This is a genomic window from Paenibacillus silviterrae, assembly GCF_030167925.1.
Classification (GTDB): domain Bacteria; phylum Bacillota; class Bacilli; order Paenibacillales; family NBRC-103111; genus Paenibacillus_G; species Paenibacillus_G silviterrae.
This window is the reverse complement of the sequence record NZ_JASKUT010000001.1, coordinates 3,531,067-3,554,325: the sequence shown is the minus strand read 5'-3', so window position 1 is coordinate 3,554,325 and position 23,259 is coordinate 3,531,067. Positions and strand designations below refer to the sequence as shown.

General features: G+C 52.1%; 24 protein-coding genes. 15 read left to right on the top strand and 9 right to left on the bottom strand.

Going from position 1 to position 23,259, the window contains the following annotated elements; all coding sequences use genetic code 11:
- Positions 1 to 203 precede the first annotated feature (203 nt).
- From QMO62_RS16150 to QMO62_RS16140, 3 genes are all read left to right on the top strand, one after another.
- Positions 204 to 587 (top strand): MarR family winged helix-turn-helix transcriptional regulator, encoded by a 384-nt coding sequence (locus QMO62_RS16150; RefSeq protein WP_284642499.1) that lies wholly within the window; start codon positions 204 to 206, stop codon positions 585 to 587.
- A gap of 7 nt (positions 588 to 594) precedes the next feature.
- Positions 595 to 2,211: an MDR family MFS transporter gene (locus QMO62_RS16145; RefSeq protein WP_284642498.1), complete on the top strand. Its 1,617-nt coding sequence runs from the start codon at positions 595 to 597 to the stop codon at positions 2,209 to 2,211.
- Positions 2,212 to 2,282: 71 nt separating this feature from the next.
- Positions 2,283 to 2,738, top strand: a complete 456-nt coding sequence (locus tag QMO62_RS16140; protein WP_284642496.1) for a CBS domain-containing protein — start codon at positions 2,283 to 2,285, stop codon at positions 2,736 to 2,738.
- Positions 2,739 to 2,762: 24 nt separating this feature from the next.
- On the opposite strand, the gene QMO62_RS16135 is transcribed toward QMO62_RS16140, so the two are convergent.
- Positions 2,763 to 3,182 (bottom strand): MarR family winged helix-turn-helix transcriptional regulator, encoded by a 420-nt coding sequence (locus QMO62_RS16135; RefSeq protein WP_284642494.1) that lies wholly within the window; start codon positions 3,180 to 3,182, stop codon positions 2,763 to 2,765.
- Between the two features lie 151 nt (positions 3,183 to 3,333).
- On the bottom strand, positions 3,334 to 3,525 hold the full coding sequence (locus tag QMO62_RS16130) for a hypothetical protein (RefSeq protein ID WP_284645027.1): 192 nt from the start codon (positions 3,523 to 3,525) through the stop codon (positions 3,334 to 3,336).
- On the opposite strand from QMO62_RS16130, the gene QMO62_RS16125 reads away from it, so the two are divergent.
- The 4 genes from QMO62_RS16125 to QMO62_RS16110 all read left to right on the top strand — a co-directional run bounded on the left by QMO62_RS16125 (position 3,476) and on the right by QMO62_RS16110 (position 6,423).
- On the top strand, positions 3,476 to 4,867 hold the full coding sequence (locus QMO62_RS16125) for an MDR family MFS transporter (RefSeq protein WP_284642492.1): 1,392 nt from the start codon (positions 3,476 to 3,478) through the stop codon (positions 4,865 to 4,867). The genes QMO62_RS16130 and QMO62_RS16125 overlap by 50 nt on opposite strands.
- A gap of 103 nt (positions 4,868 to 4,970) precedes the next feature.
- Positions 4,971 to 5,438, top strand: coding sequence for an SRPBCC family protein (locus QMO62_RS16120; RefSeq protein ID WP_284642490.1), 468 nt, complete (start codon positions 4,971 to 4,973; stop codon positions 5,436 to 5,438).
- A 41-nt stretch (positions 5,439 to 5,479) separates the two neighbouring features.
- Positions 5,480 to 5,848 (top strand): glyoxalase superfamily protein, encoded by a 369-nt coding sequence (locus QMO62_RS16115; protein ID WP_284642488.1) that lies wholly within the window; start codon positions 5,480 to 5,482, stop codon positions 5,846 to 5,848.
- Between the two features lie 158 nt (positions 5,849 to 6,006).
- Positions 6,007 to 6,423, top strand: coding sequence for a VOC family protein (locus QMO62_RS16110; protein ID WP_284642486.1), 417 nt, complete (start codon positions 6,007 to 6,009; stop codon positions 6,421 to 6,423).
- A 94-nt stretch (positions 6,424 to 6,517) separates the two neighbouring features.
- Here the strand turns inward: QMO62_RS16110 and QMO62_RS16105 are convergent, their stop codons facing one another.
- Positions 6,518 to 7,060 (bottom strand): hypothetical protein, encoded by a 543-nt coding sequence (locus QMO62_RS16105; RefSeq protein ID WP_284642484.1) that lies wholly within the window; start codon positions 7,058 to 7,060, stop codon positions 6,518 to 6,520.
- Between the two features lie 299 nt (positions 7,061 to 7,359).
- Here QMO62_RS16105 and QMO62_RS16100 point away from each other — a divergent pair, with 299 nt between their 5' ends.
- The gene (locus tag QMO62_RS16100) at positions 7,360 to 8,310 is read left to right on the top strand and encodes a macrolide 2'-phosphotransferase (RefSeq protein WP_284642483.1); all 951 of its coding nucleotides are present in this window, start codon (positions 7,360 to 7,362) and stop codon (positions 8,308 to 8,310) included.
- A 73-nt stretch (positions 8,311 to 8,383) separates the two neighbouring features.
- Here QMO62_RS16100 and QMO62_RS16095 read toward each other — a convergent pair whose 3' ends face one another.
- The 5 genes from QMO62_RS16095 to QMO62_RS16075 all read right to left on the bottom strand — a co-directional run bounded on the left by QMO62_RS16095 (position 8,384) and on the right by QMO62_RS16075 (position 13,354).
- Positions 8,384 to 8,956 carry a CBO0543 family protein gene (locus tag QMO62_RS16095; protein ID WP_284642481.1) on the bottom strand — a complete coding sequence of 191 codons (573 nt, stop codon included), beginning with the start codon at positions 8,954 to 8,956 and terminating at the stop codon, positions 8,384 to 8,386.
- Between the two features lie 114 nt (positions 8,957 to 9,070).
- Entirely contained in the window at positions 9,071 to 11,662 is a 2,592-nt protein-coding gene (locus QMO62_RS16090) for an Ig-like domain-containing protein (protein WP_284642479.1), read from the bottom strand.
- A gap of 287 nt (positions 11,663 to 11,949) precedes the next feature.
- Complete coding sequence (locus QMO62_RS16085; protein WP_284642477.1) at positions 11,950 to 12,471, bottom strand: SRPBCC domain-containing protein; 522 nt, start codon at positions 12,469 to 12,471, stop codon at positions 11,950 to 11,952.
- Positions 12,472 to 12,529: 58 nt separating this feature from the next.
- Positions 12,530 to 13,018 (bottom strand): SRPBCC family protein, encoded by a 489-nt coding sequence (locus tag QMO62_RS16080; protein ID WP_284642475.1) that lies wholly within the window; start codon positions 13,016 to 13,018, stop codon positions 12,530 to 12,532.
- 3 nt (positions 13,019 to 13,021) lie between these two features.
- Positions 13,022 to 13,354, bottom strand: coding sequence for an ArsR/SmtB family transcription factor (locus tag QMO62_RS16075; protein WP_284642472.1), 333 nt, complete (start codon positions 13,352 to 13,354; stop codon positions 13,022 to 13,024).
- A 166-nt stretch (positions 13,355 to 13,520) separates the two neighbouring features.
- Here QMO62_RS16075 and QMO62_RS16070 point away from each other — a divergent pair, with 166 nt between their 5' ends.
- Positions 13,521 to 14,105: a GNAT family N-acetyltransferase gene (locus tag QMO62_RS16070; RefSeq protein ID WP_372516680.1), complete on the top strand. Its 585-nt coding sequence runs from the start codon at positions 13,521 to 13,523 to the stop codon at positions 14,103 to 14,105.
- 148 nt (positions 14,106 to 14,253) lie between these two features.
- Positions 14,254 to 15,975 (top strand): methyl-accepting chemotaxis protein, encoded by a 1,722-nt coding sequence (locus tag QMO62_RS16065; RefSeq protein ID WP_284642470.1) that lies wholly within the window; start codon positions 14,254 to 14,256, stop codon positions 15,973 to 15,975.
- 46 nt (positions 15,976 to 16,021) lie between these two features.
- Here QMO62_RS16065 and QMO62_RS16060 read toward each other — a convergent pair whose 3' ends face one another.
- A complete protein-coding gene (locus QMO62_RS16060; RefSeq protein ID WP_284642468.1) occupies positions 16,022 to 16,558 on the bottom strand; it encodes a DoxX family membrane protein in 537 nt (178 codons plus the stop codon).
- Between the two features lie 409 nt (positions 16,559 to 16,967).
- On the opposite strand from QMO62_RS16060, the gene QMO62_RS16055 reads away from it, so the two are divergent.
- From QMO62_RS16055 to QMO62_RS16035, 5 genes are all read left to right on the top strand, one after another.
- Complete coding sequence (locus QMO62_RS16055) at positions 16,968 to 17,924, top strand: ABC transporter permease (RefSeq protein ID WP_284642466.1); 957 nt, start codon at positions 16,968 to 16,970, stop codon at positions 17,922 to 17,924.
- Between the two features lie 25 nt (positions 17,925 to 17,949).
- The gene (locus QMO62_RS16050) at positions 17,950 to 18,834 is read left to right on the top strand and encodes a carbohydrate ABC transporter permease (RefSeq protein WP_284642463.1); all 885 of its coding nucleotides are present in this window, start codon (positions 17,950 to 17,952) and stop codon (positions 18,832 to 18,834) included.
- Between the two features lie 55 nt (positions 18,835 to 18,889).
- Positions 18,890 to 20,425 carry an extracellular solute-binding protein gene (locus QMO62_RS16045; RefSeq protein ID WP_284642461.1) on the top strand — a complete coding sequence of 512 codons (1,536 nt, stop codon included), beginning with the start codon at positions 18,890 to 18,892 and terminating at the stop codon, positions 20,423 to 20,425.
- Between the two features lie 227 nt (positions 20,426 to 20,652).
- The gene (locus QMO62_RS16040; RefSeq protein WP_284642459.1) at positions 20,653 to 22,935 is read left to right on the top strand and encodes a helix-turn-helix domain-containing protein; all 2,283 of its coding nucleotides are present in this window, start codon (positions 20,653 to 20,655) and stop codon (positions 22,933 to 22,935) included.
- A gap of 130 nt (positions 22,936 to 23,065) precedes the next feature.
- Entirely contained in the window at positions 23,066 to 23,257 is a 192-nt protein-coding gene (locus QMO62_RS16035) for a hypothetical protein (protein WP_284642457.1), read from the top strand.
- The last annotated feature ends 2 nt before the right edge of the window (positions 23,258 to 23,259 follow it).

Here is a 23,259-nt window from a genome sequence, read left to right as displayed (position 1 = left end):
TATTTTGGCCTAGACTGCTTTTTTCATGCCGAGAGGCTACATAATCTTCCCGGGTTGGAGAAGAATACAATTGATTCTATCGAGGAAAGTGCTTGACGATTATGTTTAAACAGTTTAATATTTATATCATTGAAACAAGTAATCCTATCGAAAGGGGCAGGTCATTGGAAGAGCATCTCATTGAACGGTTTCAGACAGCCATAATGGCGCTAAGGCGTGGACTGGAGTCCGAAATTCTTCGAGACTCCCCCATTACCGGCCCGCAAATGTTCGTGCTGTTCTACATTCACGTCAAGAAGAAGTGCAAGATCACCCAGCTTGCAGAGAAGCTGGAGGTCAAGCCGAGCGCCGTCACGGTCATGATCGACCGGCTGGAGAAGTCCGGATATGTGAAACGGGGAGATGATCCTGTGGACCGCCGGGCTATCTTGGTCGAGCTTACCGAGGAAGGGAAGGAAAGGGTGGCGTTGATGATAAGGAAGAAGAACGCCATTTTGAGCAGTTATTTATCCAGACTCGAGCCGCAAGAGAGAGATTCGGTCACCGCGATGCTGGAGAAAATGATAAAGACAGAAATAAAGGAGTGAATCATACGTGGAGGAATTATCTCATAAACGAAAGGTAACCATCATGGTTGCCATTGTCACGGCCATGTTTTTCGCCGCGATCAATCAAACGATTGTCAGCACCGCGATGCCAAGAATTATTGCCATTCTCGGCGGGATGGACTATTATACCTGGGTTATCAACATTTACATGCTGACCTCAACGATCGCTACCGTGCTTGTCGGCAAGCTGTCCGATATTTACGGCCGGAAGCCGTTTATCCTTACGGGGATTGTTATATTTATGATTGGTGCGTTGTTAACCGGATTCTCGAAGGATATTTTTCAGTTGATCACGTACCGGGGAATTCAAGGGGTCGGTGCCGGCATTATCATGTCGTCAGTGTTTACAGCGGTGGGCGATTTATTCGCGCCGCGTGAACGAGGCAAATGGACGGGAGTCATGATGGCGGCGTTTGGTTTCTCCAGTGTGCTGGGGCCGACACTCGGCGGCTGGCTCGTTGATCATCTCGAGTGGAAATGGCTGTTCTGGATTTTCCTTCCGCTCGGCATTGTCGCTTTCTTTATGATTCTAATGCTCTTCCCGAAGGTAGAACGGAAGCCTTCCGAGTCGATCGACTATTTAGGCTCACTCTTCCTTACTTTAACGATTGTCCCGCTGCTGCTCGGTTTTTCCTTCGCGGGTACCAAGTATGCTTGGGGCTCCACCGAAGTGCTTAGCTTGTTCGGAGCCGCAGTGGTATTCCTGATCGCCTTTATCTTTGCGGAAACCAAAGCGAAAAGCCCTGTGCTTCCGCTGTCCTTATTCCGTAACGATATCGTGACGATTTCGAACAGTGTCGGCTTCCTAATGAATGCCGGTATGATGGGCGCGCTGATCTATCTTCCTTTCTTTGTGCAAGGGGTAGAAGGCATCTCCCCAACCTATTCCGGTTATGTGACTATGCCGATGTCCATTGCGATGGTCGTGTTAAGCACCATTACGGGCAGATGGATAAGCAAATCGGGAAAATATAAGCGATACGCGCTGCTGGGTCTGCCGATTATGATCATCGGCATGATCATTATGGCATATATGAATACAGTATGGCTGGCTGTGGTAGCCATGATTGTCTTTGGTTTTGGTTTAGGCGTAGGGATGCCGGTATTCTCGCTTACCGTGCAAAACGCAGTCAGCCCTAAGGACCTCGGGGTCGCTACGGCATCCTCGCAGCTGTTCCGAAACCTGGGAGGAACGATCGGGATCGCCGTCATGGGAACGATCATGACGACCAGCCTAAAGAACAACCTGACGAAGGCTGCAGCTGCCCATCCGGGCTTCAACACTTCTACGATGGATCCTCAGCTGGCGCAGCAGCTGGCTCCGTTTCAGAATCCATCCATGCTGCTCGATCAGCCGCGGCTAGCTCAGCTGATGGACTCGATGCCGGCTAACGTCAAGCCGATCATTGTAGAGATGGTCGCCATGCTGCGCGAAGCGCTTAGCACTTCACTTACGACGGTATTCCTGGCCGGTACCGCGCTAGTCGTCGTAGCGTTCGTTCTTACTGTGTTCCTGCGGGAAATTCCGCTTCGTACCTCGAACAAAGTACCTTCGGAGGGCGAGACGGAAAAGGCGCAAGAGGCAAAGCCGGCTTTACAATAACAAGATGCGATGAATGAAACGATGCAGATCGAAGGCGGTCTGCATCGTTTTCCTATGGGGAGGAAGCAGGAATGCAAGCTCATGAAATTATGATCAGTCCGGTCTATAAGGTGAAGGTAGATGATACGGTCAGGTCTGTTGTGGAGAAATTCATCAAGTACCGGATCAGCGGAATGCCCGTGGTGAATGATCGCAATGAGATTGTCGCTTATATTAGTGACGGAGACATTATGCGATACATCGGGAAGCATGAGGATCAGGTGGTGGATTTCTTCTTTTATATGGGAGTGATCCACGGGGATGATGAGCAATATGAGGAGAGGGCTAAGCGGATTTTGAATGTGAATGTGCTGGCAATAGCCCAGAAGAAGGTTTTCACCGTGGCATGGGATGAGGATATTGAGAATATTGCGGCCCTCCTCGGCAAAAAACGGATTAAGAAGCTGCCCGTAGAACGGCGCGGCGTGCTGGTAGGCATTATTAGCCGCGGGGACGTCATCCGTCATTCCTTCAAGTCGCTTCTGTAGGATCGCAGGATGGCTCCCGTCGTCTTATTTCCGAAAGGTTCGGTTGAACTTCACCAGCAGCCTTCCGAAGGTCTCCTGCTCCTCTTCGGTAAATTCCTTCATCAGCTCCGTTATTCGGGCTAAGCGCGCCTGTCTAGTGTTCGCGAGCTCCTGCAGGCCGAGCTCCGTGATTTGAAGGGAGTAAGCCCTGCCATCCGACGGATCGGGAATGCGGGTGACATAGCCCTTTTGCTCCAGTGCGGAGGTTTGCCGGCTCACCGTAGAGATGTCCAAGTAGAATTCATCGGCCAATGCCTTCACTCCGGCCGAGCCGTGCGAAGCGATTTGGTGCAGGAGCAAGTAAGCGGATCGATCAAGCGTGCCTAATTGCTTATTGGTGGAAGTTACCCGGCGAAGCAGGATTGCAAGCTCAAGCTCAACGGTTTCCAGGGAAGGCTGATTCATAACGATAGACACCTCATCGACAGCTAATTTCTATACAGCTTATGGTAGCATATGAACTTCATTTTTAAAAATGGACAGGACGGTGTTCGCATACGTGATTGACATCACGTCATATAGTTGTATAATACAACTAAATACTTTCGTGATACAACTATCTTCGGAAAAGGGGAAGGAAGGTTTCGATGTCGGATTCAAATTCAAATTCAAATTCAAATTCAAATTCAAATTCAAATTCAAATTCAAATACGCCCCCATTCTGGAGCATCATAGCCGCCATTTTCTTCGGGAATTTCATGGCTGTACTAAGCACGACGACCATCAACGTGGCTTTGCCGGTGTTCATGGACGATTTTCAGGCGCCGCTGCATACCGTCCAATGGATGATTTCCGGCTTCATGCTGGCGACGGGGGTCATTGCCCCGGTCATCGGATTTCTTGGAGATAAGCTGAGCTATAAGCGGCTCTATGTAGGGGCTTTGGTCGGCTTTACTCTAGCCTCAGCGCTGTGTATGTTCGCTTGGAACGTGGAATCGCTGATTGCCTTCCGAATCGTTCAAGGCTTGTTCAGCGGCATCATCATGCCTACGACGATGACGATCATCTACCAGGTCATCCCTAAGGAGAAGCAGGCGCTCGGCATAAGCTTGTGGAGCGCCTCCGCCATGCTGGCTCCGGCCTTCGGCCCTACGATCGGGGGATGGCTAACGGAATATTGGGACTGGAAGGCGCTGTTTGCCCTAAATATCCCAGTCGGACTAATAGCCATTGCGGCGGCCGCGAGGAATATTCCGTATTACCGTTTAAGCCGCGGCGTTACTCTCGATGTGCCGGGTTTTGTGTCCGTGATCCTCGGCACCAGCTCATTACTCACCGTATTTAGCCAAAGCGGCAGCTGGGGATGGACCTCGTGGAAGACGCTGACCCTCCTGGGAGCGGGCCTTCTCTTGATCACGTACTTTATCGTTCGCAGCCTCAAGGTAAAGCAGCCGCTGCTGCAGCTGCGATTGTTCCGAATTCCACGCTTCACGTACAGCTTGATTCTCAATTGTATCATTACCATTTCACTATATGCGGGGACGTTCCTGGTTCCCATCTATATGCAGAAGATTCAGCACTCGACGACGCTTCATACCGGTCTGGTCATGCTGCCGGGGACGCTGGCTATGGCGCTCTTTTCCTTCGGGGTCGGCAAGGTGTACAACAAGGTAGGCCCGTTCCGGCTCATCCTTAGCGGTGCCGTGCTGATGGTCATCTCTACCTGGGCGCTGAGCCGGCTGGATCTTGCTTCCGGGACCTTCTTTATTGCAGCCTGGATTGCGGTCCGGTATATCGGGATCGCCCTTAGTAACATGCCGGTAACGAACGCAGGGATGAGCTCTGTGCCAAGCGAGCTGTCGGGGCAAGCCTCAGCGCTGATGAACTGGATTCGCCAGGGCTTGGCCGCGTTATCCGTCAGCATTTTCAGCTCCATCCTGACCACGAGAACCTCGACACACCTGAGCAAGGCGGGAGCGACGGACAGTAAAGCAACTGTATGGGCCCTTTCGGTGAGCATCCAAGAGGTGTTCTTAATCAGCGCTCTGCTTGTTGTTGTGGCGCTGCCGCTTACCCTGGCCCTTCGACATAAGAAAGTACCGGCCCAAGAAGGGGCACAGGTGCTGGCTTCCAAGCCTGCTGCGAAATAAACGCGGCGGGCTTTTTTGCGTGTTTAGCAAAATACAAGAAATGGAAAAGGGGGTTTTGCGTTATAATGAGAGGGAATCCTGTTGATGGAAGGGAGTACAGAGCATGACCATGTTGACACAGCAGCCGATTGTCAAAGCGGAGATGCTGATAAGAAAGCCCGTGAATGAGGTGTTTGAAGCTTTTGTCGACCCGGCCATAACGACCCGGTTTTGGTTTACCAAGAGCAGCGGCCGACTGGAAGAAGGAAAGCAGATTCGTTGGGATTGGGAGATGTACGGCGTAGGAGATGACGTGTACGTGAGGCAATTGGAGTCGAACCGTCGGATTCTGGTTGTGTCGTCGGATCAAACGGAGATCGAATGGGTTTTTACTCCGCGCGCGAATAACGAAACCTTCGTTACCATTACGAACTCAGGGTTTATTGGTACAGGGGATGAGATTGTGGGACAAGCCATCGATTCAATGGGCGGATACACGATGGTGCTTTGCGGTCTTAAGGCGCTTCTCGAGCATAACGTTGTCTTGAATCTTGTAGCGGACAAGGCTCCGGATTTTCACGTCAACCGGTAAGGGCCGGCTCATACCATTTAATGAAAAAGGGGAAATTGAAAATGCAGCGGGTGATTCCATCCTTTCGCATAACCGATTATGCCAGAAGTAAACCGATTTATGTGGAGGGCATGGGCTTTCATATTGACTGGGAGCATCGGTTCGAAACGAACTTCCCTGTTTTTGCTCAGTTGACGAGGGATGACATGACGCTTTATTTGACCGAGCATGCGGGAGACTGCCAGGTAGGCGGATTGATTCATTTCTTCGTTCCGGATGTCGATAGCTGGTATGAGGAATTGAAGGAGAAAGCGCAGGTCCGTATTGCGGAAGCACCGAATGAGAGCCTGGAAGGGCTTCGAATGATGACGATCGTTGATCCGGACGGCAATCAGCTGCGCATTTGTACTCGTATTGCGTCGAATCATTGAAAATAACATATTTTCTATAGCTGCCATGCTTATCTATGTTCAGTTCGATTCATGAGTATAGGAGGCATGGTGATTTTTTCGTTTAAATATACCTTTACAGGAATATTCCTTGTATGGTATATTCTGATTGTGGAAAATAAACGATGAGGTGATAGGAAATGGCATTCCGGACGAAACAAATTTTTGTGAATTTGCCCGTGAAAGACGTGAAAAAATCGATGGAGTTTTATACGAAGGTAGGCTTTGAATTTAATCTTCAATTTACCGATGAGAAAGCCGCATGCTTGGTCATTGGGGACAATATTTTTTCGATGCTGCTTAGCGAGGAATTTTTCCAGACCTTCACGAAGAAGTCCATTGTCGATGCGGGCCGGTCCACCGAGGTGATTCTGGCCATCTCCGCCGACAGCAAAGAGCAGGTTGACGAGATCGTGAATAAGGCGATTGAAGCGGGCGGGAAGCCTTCGAACGAATCACAGGATCAAGGCTTCATGTATTATGGAAGCTTCCAGGATATTGACGGCCACTTGTGGGAAGTGGTGTATATGGACCCCAGCGCGGTGCCTCCGCAATAAACGGAGGTGTTCTACAAGACCCGCGAGTTCCAATAGTGAATGGACCGCCGCAAGCGTTGAAGCTTCGGCGGTCTTTTCGCAGCATTACTTAGCCCTATCTGCGCACAACAATATACTGCCGTTCCTCCCAATGGAACTCATCCTCTACTCGGAACGTTGTCAGATCAATCATAAGGTCCAGCTCTTTACGCCGCGGCTCCAGGAAGCGCTCGCTTCCATGCGCCCAGCAGGAGTAAAGCTCGACCTCCTCACCAGGCTCCATATTCCGGTACAAATAGCTGAATAGCTCGGATACACATTTCCTTGCATTCCGGTAGGAGTCGGGATATTGCTCTCGCATGTCCAGACTGACGCGGAAGGCTCCTCCCTCAGGATTGACCTGGTACACGAGAGGAAATCGGAAGACGCTGTAGGTATCTTGGCCCTGCATCGGACCAGTAACATATAAACCCGCCGCATCCTCTTCCGTTTCATAAATATCGATATGGAGATCTTGAGGGGAGTGTTTCTCCAGCAAGGCTTGCATGGAGACCTGTTCTTTAGCGGAAGGATTGATGTCGGTTAAATAATCGATCAGCTTCATTGTCGTTTTCTTCTGGCCGAAGGAGCCGGTGGGGAGTTCTTTGGTTGAAGCCATATAGTAAAATAAGGTCATATACCCATTCCCTTCTTCCTTTCATAGGGGAAGTATACCACTAGGCCGTTCAGGGAGGAAGGCGCTTTCGTCTGCAAAGGTATAGCTGTCTTCGGATTTAAAAGAGTGCCGGAAAGTCCTTTTATAAATAAACGCTCCCTTGTGACCCCTTAAGCAATTGGATTATCATAACGCTGCAGGATACATTTAGGAGGTACATGACGATGGGGATCGGGTACATTCGTTTACGTTAGGATAAGCAACCATTATAACAATAAACGAATGGATGAGGTGTATTGGTGATGACGATTAACCATCAAACGAATTCAGTACAGCATATACTCGAACTGGCCCGGAATCACGGTATTGAAGTGGAGCCTTCTACAGCCATGAGCAATGAATCCGGCTTGGATTTCTTTGCCGTCTTTGCGAACGGCAAGGAAGGCGCTCGCTGGGTGCTTCGCTCGCCCCGTCGAGAGGATGTTATCGAATCGGCGGCCTACGAGCGGAACGTGCTGCGCCTTGCAGCCGGCCGGCTGCCGGTATCCGTGCCGAGCTGGGAGGTTCATACGCAGGAGCTGATCGCTTACCGCATGCTCGAAGGAACTCCAATGGCTACCATCAACATGGAAACCAAGAGCTACGATTGGCATATGGACCCGCAAGCCATCCCCGAAGCCTTCATCCAGTCCTTGGCCGAAGCTCTGGCGGCATTGCATGGGATCCGTTCCGACGAAGCTCTACGGGACGGAGTACGTGTGAAGGAGCCGGCTGAGGTGCGAGCTGCAATGGCGGAGCAAATGAACGATATCCGGCATGCCTTCGGAGTCTCCCGAGTCTTATGGGACCGCTGGCAGCAGTGGCTGGCCGATGAGACGTACTGGCCGCCTTACACGGGCCTCGTACATGGCGATCTTCATCCGGGACATATTCTTGTCAATGCCGAGGGCAAGGTAACCGGGCTATTGGATTGGACCGAAGGGGAGGTCGCAGATCCGGCTGCGGACTTTACGAACTACTATGCCTTGTTCGGAAACGAAGGATTGGCGGATCTGCTGGTTCGGTACGAGAAGGCAGGGGGCCGCGTATGGCCGCGAATGCACGAGCATATTGTGGAAAGACTGGCCGCCTATCCCGTACTCATCGGCTTATTTGCTTTGAAGTCCGGGCTGGAAGAATATAAAGTCATGGCCAGACACGCACTGGGTGTGAATGAGCAGGGAGAAGAGCTCCCGGCTCCGGCAGAGGCGTAATAATAACAGCAACAGCCCGGGAACCTGTATCCCGGGCTGTTATTGTAAGCTCTTATGAGCGACAAGCGCTGTATCATCTGTATGATTGAATGGGATCAAAGCTGCGAACTCGGCTTAACCGGTCTGCAAGGAGGTAAATGATCAGGTAGATAGGAAAGGAATACCACATTTCCCAATGAATCGTGACATAGAAACCAAGCCACATGAAAATCGGCTCCCCGACAAAGGCACATAGGGATGCAAAAATCAATCCCTTCAGCAAGGGAGACCATCGCGGCTTAGCTTGGATCAGCAGCATAACGCCGACAGGCAGGAGACTTACATCCCATGGCATATAACTGGGCATAGTGGGGACAAGCTTGCCCGTGTAGAACCATAAACCTAGACTGATGCCGATAAAGTCCAGCCAGGAGGAAACGATCAAGACAAAAAAGCCGGCGAATAAGAGCCGGGCGGTGCTGCTTTTGTGCCTATAGCGGATCCACAGCAGCCAAGGAACGATCGTTAGGGCAAATGAAGTCCACCAGTCCCAGTGAAGAAAGGTGTGCGATTGCCAATATTGTATAAAATCTTTATTGGCGGCCGTTACCCGCCGATAAAATTGACCCACTTGCTCCATTTTTTGCGGATCTTGCAGAGACGGCATACATACCCTACTTTCCTAATATGGGAATAAGAGCAATGACTATTGTTCCCAAGTTCCCATACACACATGAAAAGGAAAAAAGCAGACCCCAGGGGCCTGCTCCATTGCTTTGCCTTATTTCACTGTCACATAAACGCTCGTCTTCTTGCCGGCGTACGATATGGTAACCGTAGCCGTGCCTTTCCCCGTTGCCTTTAAGATCCCGTCCTTCACGTCGACAACCCGAATGTTCGAGGTACTCCATAAGCCGTCGATCGAAACGTCGGCCTCCGTTTGATCGGAGAAGGTAGCCGTCGCCTTTACCTCGGCGGTTTTCCCTGTCTCCATAGTTAAGGTGACAACGTCAGTCTTTAAGTACTTCAGTACGTCGATCTCTACCGGGATCGATACGGTCTTGCCTCCGAACGTAGCGGTGATGGTAGCTTTGCCTGAGCTTACGGCGGTGATCATTCCGTTCGATACGTCGGCTATCTTATAAGCGCTGGATTTCCATTGAGCCGAGGAGGCAAGATCCTTCTTGCTTCCGTCGGTCAGGGTCGCCAGCAGCTCGAGCTGCAGCGTCTGGCCGGTGCGCATAACGGCATATTTCTTATTGATTTCCAGCACATCCACAACGCCGATTTCAACGGGAATGGTGACCGTTTGGCCGCCGTACTTGGCGGTGACGTTCACTTTGCCGCGCGCGACAGGGATGACGAGACCGCCGCTAACTTCGGCAACCTGAAGATTATTGGAGGTCCACTCCGCTTCACCGGTCACATCGATGGTTTGACCTGTACCATCCTTAGCCTCCAGCTTGAGCTGCTTCCTCTCTCCCAAATCGATCGAAACGTAGGAAGGAGTCGCCATGAGCTTATCGGCCAAATCGACACGAATCTCGAAGGTTAACGTTTTACCGTCAAATTCAGCCGTCACGTTAGCCTTACCCGAGGTTAATGCCGTAACAACACCCGCATCGACCTTCACGACTTTCGTGTCGGAGCTCGCCCATGTCGCTTCGTTCGTAACTGTCTTGGTCGTCCCGTCTACATAAGCCGCGGTTACCTCCAGCGTTTGCTTGGCTCCCTTTTTCAAGGAGAGATTGCTTTCCGCCGTACTGGTCAAGCTTTTCAATACGCCTACCGAAACCTGCACCGTCGTTTGTCTTGTGCCATACTTGGCCGTAACCGTGACAGCCCCTGTACCCACGCCGGTAATCAGCCCTTTGCTTACCTCGGCGACGGAGGTGGAGCTGGAGGTCCATTCGGCCTTATCCGTGATGTCCGTCTCGCGTCCGTCCGAATAAATGGCTTTTAGCGTGATCTGCTCACTTCCGCCGTTTTGGAAGCTGACGGCTTTCTTGCTCGCAATCAGGCTGATAGGGATGTCGACTGCGATTTTGGCGGTGACCGTCTTCCCGCCGTACTCGGCTGTCACCGTAGCTTCGCCGGCGCGGTAGGTCGTAACCTTCCCTTTCGCTACATAGGCGATCTGTTCCTTATCGACGGACCATACGCCAAAGGCGGTTACATTCTTGGAAGTTCCATCGGCATAGGTGGCAGTTAATGTAAGCTGCTCGGATTGCTCTGTCTGCAAATAGACGACTTCCTTGTTCAGCTCCAGGCGCCGCGGAACCTCGACGTCAACCTGAAGCGATGCGCTTTTGTCCCCGTAGTTGGCGGTAATGATCGCTTCACCGATAGCGTGGGCAACAATGCGGCCGTTTACTACACTAGCCACCTCTTTATTGCTGGATGTCCAAACGGCTCTTTCGGTGATATCCTCCGTGCTGTCGTTGCTGTAGGTAGCTGTGAGCTTAGCCTGATACGTAGCATCCTTGTCCAGGAGTAGGCTGCTCTTGTCCAGCCCGAGCTTGATTGCGCGATCGACTTCGACGTTGATGGTGGTCGACTTGGTGCCGTACGTGGCCACAATCTCCGTCTGGCCTGGGCCGTAGCCTGTGACGGTCCCCTTCAATACATCGGCAATGGAAGGATCCGCCGACTCCCACTCCGCTTGATCGGTGACATCTTCCTTCGTGCCGTCGGGATAAGTAGCTTCAAGCTTGATAGTCTCCGTGCCGTTCAAGAGCAAGGATACCCGGCTTAACGAAGGGTCTACTCTTTTGACGATTTCGATGCTGACAGGAATGGATACGCTTTGACCGATGTACTTGGCCGTAATAATAGCGGTTCCGGCACCCTGCGCAGTCACCAGGCCGTTAACCACAGTGGCTACCTGACCGTTGTCGATGTTCCATTCAGCCTTCGAGGTGACCTCCTCGGAGGTGCCGTCGTCATAATAGGCCGTGAGCTTGATTTGCTCGTCCTGACCTTTACGCAGGTCGATCCTCTGCTTATCCTTAATCAGGGAACGAACCTTCTTGGTGACGGTAACGTTCACAATGACCGTTTTGCCCATATAGGTAGCTGTAATGACAGCCTTTCCTTCCTTCTTCGCCGTAACGGAGCCGGCGTACACGGTTGCTATGTCCGGGTCACCGGAGTTCCAGTCCGTCTTGATCGTGACCGATTCCGTATTGTTACTGACATAGACTGCGGTAGCCGTAAGGCTCGCCGTGCCTCCTACTTCCATGGTGAGCTCGTTCTTGTTCAGCACCAGCTTGGATATTTCCTCCGCGTAAGAGACGGTGCCGCCGAGAAGCCCGGAAGAAGCAAGCAGGGTCACAAGTAGAATCAGAAGGAGCTTTCTTGTTCCGGAAAACATGAGTTGCGGATCATCACCTTTCTTTTTTTTGACAGAATATATATTTTATCGACAGAAAGCTCCCTATTTTTTAGCATGATTTTCCACGTAGGGGGGTGGCGAGGAGGCGACGCGAAATATTGGATCGTGGCCAGAACAACGTCGGCGCTTTTGCGCAGGTTTTTTTACTTATCGGAGGGACTTGTTACCATAGCTCAGTGGTATGCATCAACCGAGACGTAAAGGCCGGTAAAGCATAAAGAAGCGGAGAATCTTTTTACAGATCCTCCGCTTGCTTATCTTCCCGGTTATTTCAATGTTTCCAGCAGCTCGCTCAGGCGGTCCCATGTCTCGGTAACGCCCTGCAGCATGCCCATATCCATCACCTTTTGCAGTTCTTCCGCAGATTGATATTCCCCTCGGCTGATGAGCTTCGTCTTACCCTCAAAGTCCTCGAAGATGGTGGTAATCAACGAACCCGGCATTCCTTCGGCAATATTCCCTTCCTCATCGGAGAACCAGTCGGTCTGAACGATCCGCTCGTCGTGGACGATGTCTTTGTATTCGGACTTGCCCCAGGACTCCATCCCGTAGAAATCGCCTTGATTTTTATCCAAACATTTCATGCAGTAGTGCCAGAACCCGCCCACGCGGAAATCAAGGTCGCAAACCGTCAGCCCCCAGCCGCGCGGACCCCACCAATGTTTCAGATGCTCCGCTTCCGAGAACGCTTGATATACAAGGGAGCGGGGAGCATTGAAGACGCGCTCCAGCACAAGGGTCTGGCCTTCAATTCGGGACATCATAGGGTAAGAAGTATGGTTTGACATGGATATGATTCCTCCTTAGCCATTACGGCATCATTTATATTCGTTTTCATAGCAAAAGCTACATGGTCAGCTTGACAAGCTCGGCTTCCAGACGATCCAGCGTCTGCTTCGCGCCTTCGACGGCGCCGTATTGCTCCACGGCCATCTGCAGATCCTCGGCGGACGGGAAGCGGCTTAGCATGGTCAGCTCCGTTGTGTTCCCTTGGGCGACGAAGGTGACCGTCACATGAAACTGCTCTTCATTCTCGGTATCGCCGTGGTTGTAGACGAGCCTCTCCGGCCGGACGACCTCCAGGTAACGGATGACATTGTCGTAGTCCGTCCCGTCCGGGCCGTGCATGATGTAGCGCCAAGCGCCGCCCGGTTTTACCTCCATCGAATGAATCGTAATCGTGAACCCGCTCGGTCCCCACCAATTCGGCAGGTGCTTCGGGTCAGTCCATACCTCGAACACGAGTTCCCGGGGAGCTTGAAACGTGCGTTTCACCTGAAGCTCCCGTCCTTGTATGGACGTTTGTGCATTGCCTAGGGAAGGTCCTTGTACCATCGGTTATTCCTCCTGCTTTTGCTCTTTTTGGAAAAGCTGCTGCAAATAATGATTCAGGTTATCGAAACGATTCTCCCAGATGTCGCGATAGCCCTCCAGCCAAGCGTTCAGCTCCTTAAAAGGCTCGAGCCTCAGCTTGTAAATGCGCCGGTTGGCGTCGGCTTCGACCTCGACAAGCCCGGCTTCCAGCAGCACCTTCAGATGCTTAGAGGCCTGCGGCTGGCGAATATGAAGCCGATCTGCGACCTCTCCAACCGTAAGAGGACCGCTGCATAACAATTCTACAATCTGCAATCGGTTCGATTCGGCCAATGCGCTTAACATGGTTGTATTCATAGCATGGAGCAGATACCTCCTTGGATGCCGTGTGTTATCGTGGCTCTCTTTGATGAACTTAATATACCATAATAGGAATATTCCCGTCAAGGAATATATAAATTATTCTCGGAATTTTTTTATCTTATGTTAAAATGATTTACAGCTTAATTAAGAGGAGAGCCTTATGATGGAAAATATAAATAAAAACACTATACTCATTGGTAATAAAATCAAATTGGTTCCGATGGAAGCGGGTCATGATGAAGGAATTTATGAAGCCGGAAGGTTCCCGGAGATTTGGGAGCTCACCCAAGGACGAATCGAATCCCTAGATGATGCACGGGCTTACATAGCGAAAGCACTCGAGCAATCCAATGCCATACCCTTCGTCATCAGTGAGCTGTCGTCTAACAGAATAGTTGGCAGCACACGACTATTTGATTTTTCGCATGCGAATCGAGGGGTGGAGATCGGCTCCACCTGGTTAACCCCGGCCGTTTGGAGAACCTTCGTGAATACAGAGTGCAAGTATCTGCTGCTGAAGCACTGCTTCGAGTCGCTGGGAATGATTCGGGTACAGCTCAAGACGGACAGCCGCAACCTCAGATCGCAGCGGGCGATCGAACGGCTTGGAGCGGTGAAGGAAGGAATATTGCGCAACCATATGATTTTGCCCGACGGCTATGTGAGGGACTCCGTCTACTACAGCATTACGGACAAGGAGTGGCCTGAAGTCAAACAGCGTCTGGAGAAATCTATGGAAGACTAATCGACGGAACAGCTCACCATGCCGGAATTGGAGGTGAGCTGTTTGTGTATTAAAAAGATTTTGTCAAATCCTATCGGAAAATGTGGTATCTTAATACCATATGAGTCTAACAACCTAATACTAATTACACTCAGAGGTGAGATCCTGCTTGAAGAGCCTTCATCTGCGCATTACGCTCGTCTTTTCCCTTATCCTGTTATTATCCGGTTCACTCGTAAGCTATCAGCTTTATACCTCCTCCGTTGATCTGATTACCCGTTCCGTTGGGGAACAAGCCAGAAGCATTGCCGAATATGCATCCAAGCAAATTCAAATTGAAAAATACCGGGGGATTACACCGGAGACGGGAGAGAACGCCTATTATCGGGAGCTGAGGCTTCAGCTGAATCAAATCCGCGAGGCCAACCATCTGAAGTATCTATACACAATGGCCGAGCGCAAGCAAGGGGATCGTTCGCAATACATTTATATGGTAGATGGAATGCCGCTGGATGCCCCAAGTGACGATTTCTCCCCGCTCGGCTCGGTGGAGGAGGAGATGGGTAAGGAGCAAATCGCTGCGCTTCATGAGGGCAAGGCTCAGGTAGGCGAGCTTATGGAGACGGAAGCCTACGGCGCGGTGCTGTCGGCGTATGTCCCGATCGTCACCCCCTCCGGCGAAATGCTGGGCATCGTTGGAGCGGACTTTGATGCATCGGGCGTTTATGCATTGCTCAAGGAAAATAAAAAGAAAACGCTCTACACCATGGGAGCGGTTTTATTGGCAGCGATTGTTATTACCTATATTTTCTCGAGATTGATTGTCTCTCCGGTGGTAAGGCTGACCCGGGATATACAGAAGGTGCAGGAAGGCGATTTAAGAACACGCGAGGAAGTCAAGGGTCGGGACGAAATTCATCGCCTGGCCCAAGCATTCCGGACGATGGTTACCGTGCTGAGAGAAATGATACAGGAAATCCAAAGAAGCGTGCAGGATTTGCGGCAGTCTACCCGTGTGCATGCGGAGAGTGCGGAAGCCACGAGCATTTCGAATCAGAGAATCAACGCGTATCTTGCAGAAGTCGCCGGAACGGCGAAGCGTCAGGTTCAGTGCAGCGAAGAAACGTTTAAGTCGATGAATGAGGTAGGAGCAGGCGTTCAACGCGTGGCCGATTCCTTATCCGTCTCCGCAACGGCGGCCCAAGAGGCGTCCGCTGCGGCAAGAAGCGGAAACGGGCTCATCCGGGAGGCTGTCAGGCAAATGGAGTCGATTCAGGCTTCGGCTCAGGGGATGGCTAAGGACGTGGATTACTTGACCGAGCATTCCGGTCAAGTAAGGCAGATCATAGACGTTATCAGAGCCATTTCGACTCAAACCAACCTGCTCGCGCTTAATGCGGGGATTGAAGCGGCGAGGGCGGGTGAGCACGGCAAAGGATTCGCCGTTGTGGCCGATGAAGTGCGGAAGCTTGCGGTGCAATCGGAGGAATCGGCGGCTCGGATCAACGAATTGATCGATGCGATTCTGACCAGCACAGAGAAGGTGGTGAAAGGCTTCAACGCGGAGACGCAAGAGGTGGAGGCCGGTCTGGTTGTCGTAGCCAAGGCGGGAGAGGCGTTCGAGCGGATTGTCAACGAAGTGGACAAGGTAGCGGCGCAAATTCAAGAGGTATCCGCTGTTTCCGAAGAGATTGCCGCGGGGACCGAGCAGGTTCTGGCTTCTGCGGATGAAACCGATCGTTTAATCCGTTACACGTCCGAGCAGTTCCACGGCATTTCCCAGGCATCGGAGGAGCAGCTGGCGGCCATGCAGCAGATGACCGACTCCACAGAACATCTCAAGATGATGTCCGAGCGGTTGGAGCAGCTTACGAGAAGGTTTACCTTATAACTGGTAGTAGGAGAAAACCCGCAGCCGGCTGGCTGCGGGTTTTGTATTATCCATGCGCCGGAGCAGGCTTCGTACCGGTACCGGCGGCGCCGTCCTTCTTATGCGTAAACAGCTTGCGCAGCGCCGGGAGCAAATAGTAGTCGAGGCCGAATCTGCCGGCGTTGGCACCGGCCAGGATTACGATTCCGCCGATCAGTACCAGCCATGGGTTCGTGCTTACCGTGCCGGCGAACATGAACATGAAGTTCATCAACAAACCGAAGAAGGCTGCGGCAGCGGTCAAACCGCCAAGGACCAAGCCGAGGCCAACCAGGAATTCACCGAGCGGGATCAGGAAGTTAATGATTTTTACGTTAGGCAGCGCGAAACGATCAACGAATGCGGTGAAGGTCGGATAAACCAGATCGCCCGTCGCTTTATCGACAATTGGTTTGGCGACGGCATTTTTGAGGAATCCGCCGGCATCGAAGCCGCCTGTAAGCTTGTGCCAGCCTGCCGTAAGCCACTGATATCCGAGGTACAGCCGGACGAAAAGCAGAAGCCCTGCCGCATATTTATTTTCTCTGAGCCATTTTGCCATCATGACCATCATCTCCTAGGTTAAGTGGTGAAATTTTTCACATAATATTCTGAAATAAGTCAACCAGGATCGTGCAGAGGAACGTTTTCTTGTGTTCATCGCTCAAGTTCCTTTCTAATGATTCTCTGCTTCTTCCTTACATCTATACTTTATCATGCCCGGGGCCTTAGCGATGTGACAGGCGTCACAGGCAGGTATCAATAAGTTATAGTCAAACAATGACTATAGCTTATTTCATGATGACTATACCCTGGAAAAACCATTGATTTATCAGGGTTTCAGATGTGCGGGGGAACTCGTGCAGGAATGACTATGGACGGCAATGAAGAGCCTCCCCTATGATGCAGGAGTAGCAGCCGGAGCCAATCGGCGGCACGATCATTCGATGTAAGAACAGAAAGGAAGGAACACGATGCGCACGGAAACGGCCATAGCCGCCCAGGTCCCGGAGAGTAAAATATATCGAAAGCAGCGTGCAAGACGCATGCTCCGCAATCGGTGGCTGTATATCATGCTGCTCCCCGGCGTCCTCTATTTTCTCATTTTTAAGTATTTACCCATGTACGGAGTACTCATCGCCTTCAAAAATTATCAGCCGTTCCTTGGCTTCTGGGATAGTCAATGGGTAGGGATGAAGCACTTTAACCGGTTTTTCGGCGACCCGCTGTTCTGGCAGCTGCTGAAAAACACGTTTATCCTGGCGATCTACAATATCGTGTTTTTCTTTCCCTTGCCGATCATTATGGCCTTGATGCTGAATGAGCTGCGGATGGAGTTTTTGAAGCGCACGATTCAAACGGTCGTCTACGTACCGCACTTTATGTCCTGGGTCGTTATCGTATCGATTGTGTACTTGTTTTTCACAACCGAGGGAGGACTGGTTAACGAGGCGATCGAGTCTCTCGGCGGGGAGAAAATCAATTTCCTGCTCAGCGCCGACTGGTTCCGTACCTTCATCACCGCCGAGGTGATCTGGAAGGAGACCGGCTGGGGAACGATCATTTTCCTCGCGGCTTTGGCAGGCGTCGACCCGCAGCTCTATGAAGCGGCACGCATGGACGGGGCGAACCGGTTCCAGCAGCTGCTCCATATTACGATACCGGCGATTCGCTCGACGATTGTCATCCTGCTGATTCTAAGGCTCGGCAACTTCCTCGACACCGGCTTCGAGCAAATTTGGCTCATGCTGAACGCGATGAACCGCGAGGTAGGCGAGGTGTTCGACACCTACGTGTATTCCACAGGGATCTCGGAGGGGCAATACAGCTACAGTACGGCTGTCGGCTTGTTCAAATCGATCGTCGGCTTGGTGCTAGTCGCGGCTTCCAACTATATCGCCAAAAAAATGGGCGAGGAAGGCATAGTGTAATTTTACTTGGAAAGGAGGCTGTCCCATGGTTAAAGACCGTTCCTTAGGCAGCAGGCTATTCGATACCGTCAATATCTCGCTGCTGCTTATTTTCGCACTCTCGACCCTGATTCCGTTCATCTATATCATTGCGGGCTCGTTCGCTACCCAGAAGGAGCTGCTGGAGAGAGGCTTCATTCTGTTCCCGACCGAATTTACGCTGAGCTCGTATGAGTACATCTTCTCCACCGGCACCTTGATGAAAAGCATGGGAGTGACCATTTACATTACTGTCGTAGGTACACTGATCAATATTTTCATGACGTGCCTGATGGCCTATCCGTTGGCCCGAAGGGATCTGGATTACCGCAGGCCGATCCAAATGGCGGTTATTTTCACGATGCTGTTCAGCGGTGGGATGATCCCGACGTTCCTGATCGTCAAGGAGCTCGGCATGATCGATACCTATTGGTCCTTGCTCATTCCGGGCGCTATCAGCGCATTTAACCTGATTATTTTGCGCAACTTCTTCCAGCAGATGCCGGAGGGTCTGGAGGAATCCGCCAAAATCGACGGCTGCAGCGACCCGGGCATTCTGTTCCGCATTGTCATGCCGCTCTCGCTGCCGGCTATCGCGACCTTCTCGCTGTTCTACGCGGTAGGGCATTGGAACACCTTCTTCAGCGCCGTGCTCTACATTAACGATTCCACCAAGTGGCCGATTCAGGTGCTGCTGCGGCAGATCGTTATCATGTCCGACGGCGGCGGGCTCGGGGATTCCACGGCGCTTGAGGCCGACTTCGTTCAGCCACCGGAGCAAAGTATCAAGATGGCCGTGATCGTGGTTTCCACACTGCCGATTCTGATTGTGTATCCGTTCTTGCAGAAGCATTTCGCCAAGGGCGTTTTGCTCGGTTCCGTCAAAGGGTAAGCTGTTTACACAGTTTCTCGATAACTATATCATTGAACAAAAGGGAGGACTTCAAATGAAACAAATGAAATCCGAAACGCTTCGCAAATCCGTTCTCATGGCTTCCGTACTGACGCTCACCGCAGGTGTTGCGGCTGGCTGCGGCGGCGGAGCGGCGGCGACGAACGACGCAAGTAAGCCGGCGGCCAGCGGCGATGCTTCCAAGCCTGCAGCGCCTTACAAGATGTCGATTATGCTGCCGAGCTTCAATCCGGAGCCGATGTCGACCGACGGAGAGATTTTCAAGAAGATCCAATCGGTTACGAACACCGAGCTGAAGTTCAACTGGGTGCCGTCCGCCACGTATTCGGACAAATTGTCCGCTACCGTTGCTTCCGGAGAGCTGCCTAGCGTCATTACCGTACTGAACCAGAAAGCCCCTTTCATTGTAAACTCGGTTCGCTCCGGCATGTTCTGGGAGCTCGGACCTTATTTGAAGGAATACAAAAACTTAAGCCGCATGAATCCGATCGCCCTCAATGCCATTTCCATCGACGGCAAGGTGTACGGGATTTACCGGGAGCGTGACCTCGCCCGAGACGGAATCACGCTACGCAAGGATTGGTTGGATAACCTTGGACTCAAGGAGCCGAATACGATCGATGAATTTTACAATGTAATGAAGGCGTTTACGCTTAACGATCCGGATAAGAACGGCAAGAACGATACGATCGGCCTTGTAGAACAGCAGGAGCCTGCGGGCTGGAGAACGATGCTGGCATGGCATGGCGGTCCGGCGGACTGGGAGATCAAGGACGGCAAGGCAAGCCCGGCGCATCTGTCCCCGGCGTATATGGAGACGATGAAGTTCTATAAGAAGCTGTATGACGAGAAGCTGATGAATCTCGACTTTGCGGTTGTGAAGGATGGCCGTCAGGTGATGAATAAAGGCACGGCGGGCGCGTGGGTAGCGAACCTGAACGATGCCAACGGAATCGAGGAGCAGGCGAAGAAGGTAGATCCGAAGGCGAAGATGACGCTGATCGGCGCTTTGGAAGGGCCGAAGGGCAAGCGGACAATCGCCGGCTCGGGCTCTTACGGGATCTTCATGATCCCGAAAACCTCGGTTAAGACAGAGGCTGAGGTGAAGCAGATTCTGAACTATTTTGACAAGCTGTCGGACAAAGAGATGCAGAACATGCTCTACAACGGTATCGAAGGACGCCAGTATACGGTGGAGAACGGAGAATACAAGAAAACAACCGATCCGAAAATGCTCGTGGAATACGGCATGGGCGATTCCTCGCAGCTTGCGGTGCTGAGAGACGAGGTCACCACGTACGGCTCCGAGCTGGTGCATCAGCGCGACAAGGTATGGAAGGAAAATGCCAAGATCGCTATTGAGAATCCGGTGAATGCCTTTATCTCCGACACCTACAGCGAGAAGGGCAAGGAGCTCGACAAGCTGATCGCCGATGCAAGAACGAAGTTCATTATGGGTGCCATCGACGAGAATGCTTGGAAGAAGGTTACGGAGCAGTGGATGCAAAACGGCGGCAGCAAGATCATCGAAGAATACACCGCCGAATATAACAAAGCTGCCAAGAAATAAAGAGGAACGACTTGCCCGCGGTTAGGGTCTGTGTGAATCCCCACGGCACAGGCCCCTTTTTTTTGATAATATTAGAAAGGATAAGTTCGAACCGGAGGTTCGCCTTTCTGATATTGCAAGAAAAGCTTCCCTTTAAGCACGAATGCACTTCCTCGAAAGGGCTTCGATAGGAGCTTTTCTTATATACTTAGGGCAATCAGGACGAGTCGTTGAAGGAGACACAGCGCATGAAAACACATAAGTATTTTCGCAAACTCATATTGCTGACGCTCGCGGTGGGGGCTTTTCCGGTGCTCATTTTGGGATGGTACTCCTATAATTACTCTTCCCGTACCGTGCTGGAAAAGGTGAACGAAAGCAACGCGCAAATTTTGCGGCAGACGCAGCTGCGCGTAGAGCAAACGCTCAAAACGATTGATTATTCCGCATCGCAGCTATTGAATACGCCCTTGATTACGAAGGCCATCGGAACGCGTCTGACCGCCGAGGATTCGGAGATCATCGCCGATCTTTACGATAGCCTGGTGGGCATCCAGACGTTTGAGCTCGGGATTCGGGATGTTTTTTTGTACAGTATGGAAAAGGATTGGCTGATCAGCAATTCGGGGCTGGACGATTACAGCTACCCGGGGATGAAGGAGCTGCTCGCCAGGTTTGCAGCCATGCAGCAGGGCTCCAAGTGGGCCAGTCTCGATCTGTCTGGACGGTATGAAACGGGAATCGACCCTACGGCCAATAAGCTGACGATTCTGAATATAAAGAAATGGCCGATAAATTCCCTCAATCCTCAAGGCATGCTGGCCGTGGTGCTCTCCGCCAGGGAAACGAACAATCTGATCGACCTGGAAGGCAGCGAAATGGGCCAGATTTACATTGTCGATGAAGGCCGCATAATCGCCCATGAGGACAGCGGCCTGATCGGCAAGGATTTGTCGCAGGAGGACTTCATGCGCCGGATTGTGCAGTCCGGGGAAGCTACAGGGGTGCTTACCTCGAAAATAGCTGACGAGGATATGTCAATTTCCTACCGGAAGTCGACCTATAACGGCTGGGTCTATGTATCTGTGCTGCCGATCAGCGAAATGACCGAGCGGGCGCAGGGGATTGCGTGGACCTCATTATGGGTCAGCATCATCGCCTTGGGCATTTCCGTCGCCATTGCCGTGCTGGGAACACGAAGCGTATACAGCCCTGTGCGAAGTATTTACCGCGTGCTTTCGGAGGTACGGGCTCCGCGGGAGGGCAAGGATGAGTTCGGCGTGATCACAGAAGGCATCGAGTCGCTGATGTCCAACCAATCGAAGCTGCAGTTTCAGCTGGAGGGGCAGCAGGAGTACATGACGGAGCTGCTCGTTCGCAAAATGCTGACGGGTGAAGCCAAATCGTCGGAAATCCAGGAGCGGCTGCAATATTACGGCCATACGCTCGCTTGGGAACGGATGCGGGTGCTCCTGTTTCAAATCGACGATCTGGAGGGAAGCCGCTTCGATGAGAAGGACCGCGACCTGCTGCTCTTCGCCATCGGCAATATCGTATCGGAGCTCGTTGACAAGCAGGAACGGCTGGCTCCCATCGTGTATCGCGATGCGGTCGTACTGATCGTCGGTACGCAGGCCGGCTCGGAGGAATCGTTCAAGGAGAAGGTATTCCGTGTGGCTGTATCCGTACAGGAAGCCGTGAAGCGGTATTTATCCATCGAAGCCAGTGTGGGCATCAGCCGGAGCTTCGACCATTGGACGGATGCCGCCCTAGGCTATGAGGAGTGCGTATCGGCTTTGAAGTACCGGGTTCAGCTGGGAAGAGAGGCGGCCTTGTTCATAGAGGATGTTCAGCCGAAAAAAAGCAATGAGTTGCATTATCCGAAGGAGCATGCCGCGCAGCTGACGGATGCCATTCAATCCTTCGACGCGGGCCGTGCGAAAGAGGCGCTGGCCGGCTTCATTGAGAACGTTTCCAGATCGGCGGGAAATCCTAATGATTATCAGCTGTCGCTGGTGCGGCTGTTCGTTGATGTGAGCCGTCTGCTTCAGGATTCGGGCATTTCCTTATATGAGCTTAACGGAAAGGAAGGCTCGCTGTTCGAGGAGCTGCTGCATCTTCATGCAGAACGGGATATCGAGACTTGGTTCTACGAGCAGATCATCGAACCGGGGATCGTGCTGCTGGAGCAGCGGCGGGATACTCAGTTCCGTACCATTTCGGAGGAGGTCAAGCGCCTGATCGAGGAGGCGTTCGATACGGATCTTACGCTGGAGAAGTGCGCGGCGCGGATCAATTACCACCCGCAGTACATCAGCCGCGTGTTCCGTCAGGAAACCGGAATCAATTTTGCCGATTACTTGGCTCAGTACCGGCTGAATGTCGCCAAGCGCTGGCTGCGCGATACGGACATGACCATAACCGATATCGCCGAGAAGCTGAAATATAACAACCCGGCCAATTTCATTCGTTACTTCCGTAAGATGGAGGGAATGACCCCGGGGCAGTACCGGGGCAAGCCGGAGAAGTAAGGTGAAAAGGTGTGTATGCGATTGAGCATAGGGCAGGCGGCCTTGGTGCCAACGAGCTGTGTCTGATAGGAGACGGAGCTAGGAGTGACCCGATCAACGGTCAGGGACGGCGCGGCAGAAGGGAATCGGTTTGAAGCTCGATGGCGCTCATCTATTCTGTCAAGACGCTGCTCCCGCTAATGCCGTCTGCGCCGAGATGAACGCGCGCGGCATTGCGGAGCCGATCGTTGACGGAACGGCATGGGAAGGGGCTCTGCTTCCGTATGAGGCGGGGCGAGCCTATCAGGTAACGGTTCGTTTGGGGAGGAGTACGTCTATATAACC

What these genes read in the sequence shown, in the direction of transcription:
- QMO62_RS16150 (WP_284642499.1), top strand. Translation starts at nt 204, where the DNA reads ATGGCGCTAAGGCGTGGACTGGAGTCCGAAATTCTTCGAGACTCCCCC.
- QMO62_RS16140 (WP_284642496.1), top strand. Translation starts at nt 2,283, where the DNA reads ATGCAAGCTCATGAAATTATGATCAGTCCGGTCTATAAGGTGAAGGTA.
- QMO62_RS16135 (WP_284642494.1), bottom strand. Translation starts at nt 3,182, where the DNA reads ATGAATCAGCCTTCCCTGGAAACCGTTGAGCTTGAGCTTGCAATCCTG.
- QMO62_RS16125 (WP_284642492.1), top strand. Translation starts at nt 3,476, where the DNA reads ATGGCTGTACTAAGCACGACGACCATCAACGTGGCTTTGCCGGTGTTC.
- QMO62_RS16130 (WP_284645027.1), bottom strand. Translation starts at nt 3,525, where the DNA reads ATGAACACCGGCAAAGCCACGTTGATGGTCGTCGTGCTTAGTACAGCC.
- QMO62_RS16120 (WP_284642490.1), top strand. Translation starts at nt 4,971, where the DNA reads ATGACCATGTTGACACAGCAGCCGATTGTCAAAGCGGAGATGCTGATA.
- QMO62_RS16115 (WP_284642488.1), top strand. Translation starts at nt 5,480, where the DNA reads ATGCAGCGGGTGATTCCATCCTTTCGCATAACCGATTATGCCAGAAGT.
- QMO62_RS16110 (WP_284642486.1), top strand. Translation starts at nt 6,007, where the DNA reads ATGGCATTCCGGACGAAACAAATTTTTGTGAATTTGCCCGTGAAAGAC.
- QMO62_RS16105 (WP_284642484.1), bottom strand. Translation starts at nt 7,060, where the DNA reads ATGGCTTCAACCAAAGAACTCCCCACCGGCTCCTTCGGCCAGAAGAAA.
- QMO62_RS16100 (WP_284642483.1), top strand. Translation starts at nt 7,360, where the DNA reads ATGACGATTAACCATCAAACGAATTCAGTACAGCATATACTCGAACTG.
- QMO62_RS16095 (WP_284642481.1), bottom strand. Translation starts at nt 8,956, where the DNA reads ATGCCGTCTCTGCAAGATCCGCAAAAAATGGAGCAAGTGGGTCAATTT.
- QMO62_RS16090 (WP_284642479.1), bottom strand. Translation starts at nt 11,662, where the DNA reads ATGTTTTCCGGAACAAGAAAGCTCCTTCTGATTCTACTTGTGACCCTG.
- QMO62_RS16085 (WP_284642477.1), bottom strand. Translation starts at nt 12,471, where the DNA reads ATGTCAAACCATACTTCTTACCCTATGATGTCCCGAATTGAAGGCCAG.
- QMO62_RS16080 (WP_284642475.1), bottom strand. Translation starts at nt 13,018, where the DNA reads ATGGTACAAGGACCTTCCCTAGGCAATGCACAAACGTCCATACAAGGA.
- QMO62_RS16075 (WP_284642472.1), bottom strand. Translation starts at nt 13,354, where the DNA reads ATGAATACAACCATGTTAAGCGCATTGGCCGAATCGAACCGATTGCAG.
- QMO62_RS16070 (WP_372516680.1), top strand. Translation starts at nt 13,521, where the DNA reads ATGATGGAAAATATAAATAAAAACACTATACTCATTGGTAATAAAATC.
- QMO62_RS16060 (WP_284642468.1), bottom strand. Translation starts at nt 16,558, where the DNA reads ATGATGGCAAAATGGCTCAGAGAAAATAAATATGCGGCAGGGCTTCTG.
- QMO62_RS16055 (WP_284642466.1), top strand. Translation starts at nt 16,968, where the DNA reads ATGCGCACGGAAACGGCCATAGCCGCCCAGGTCCCGGAGAGTAAAATA.
- QMO62_RS16050 (WP_284642463.1), top strand. Translation starts at nt 17,950, where the DNA reads ATGGTTAAAGACCGTTCCTTAGGCAGCAGGCTATTCGATACCGTCAAT.
- QMO62_RS16045 (WP_284642461.1), top strand. Translation starts at nt 18,890, where the DNA reads ATGAAACAAATGAAATCCGAAACGCTTCGCAAATCCGTTCTCATGGCT.
- QMO62_RS16040 (WP_284642459.1), top strand. Translation starts at nt 20,653, where the DNA reads ATGAAAACACATAAGTATTTTCGCAAACTCATATTGCTGACGCTCGCG.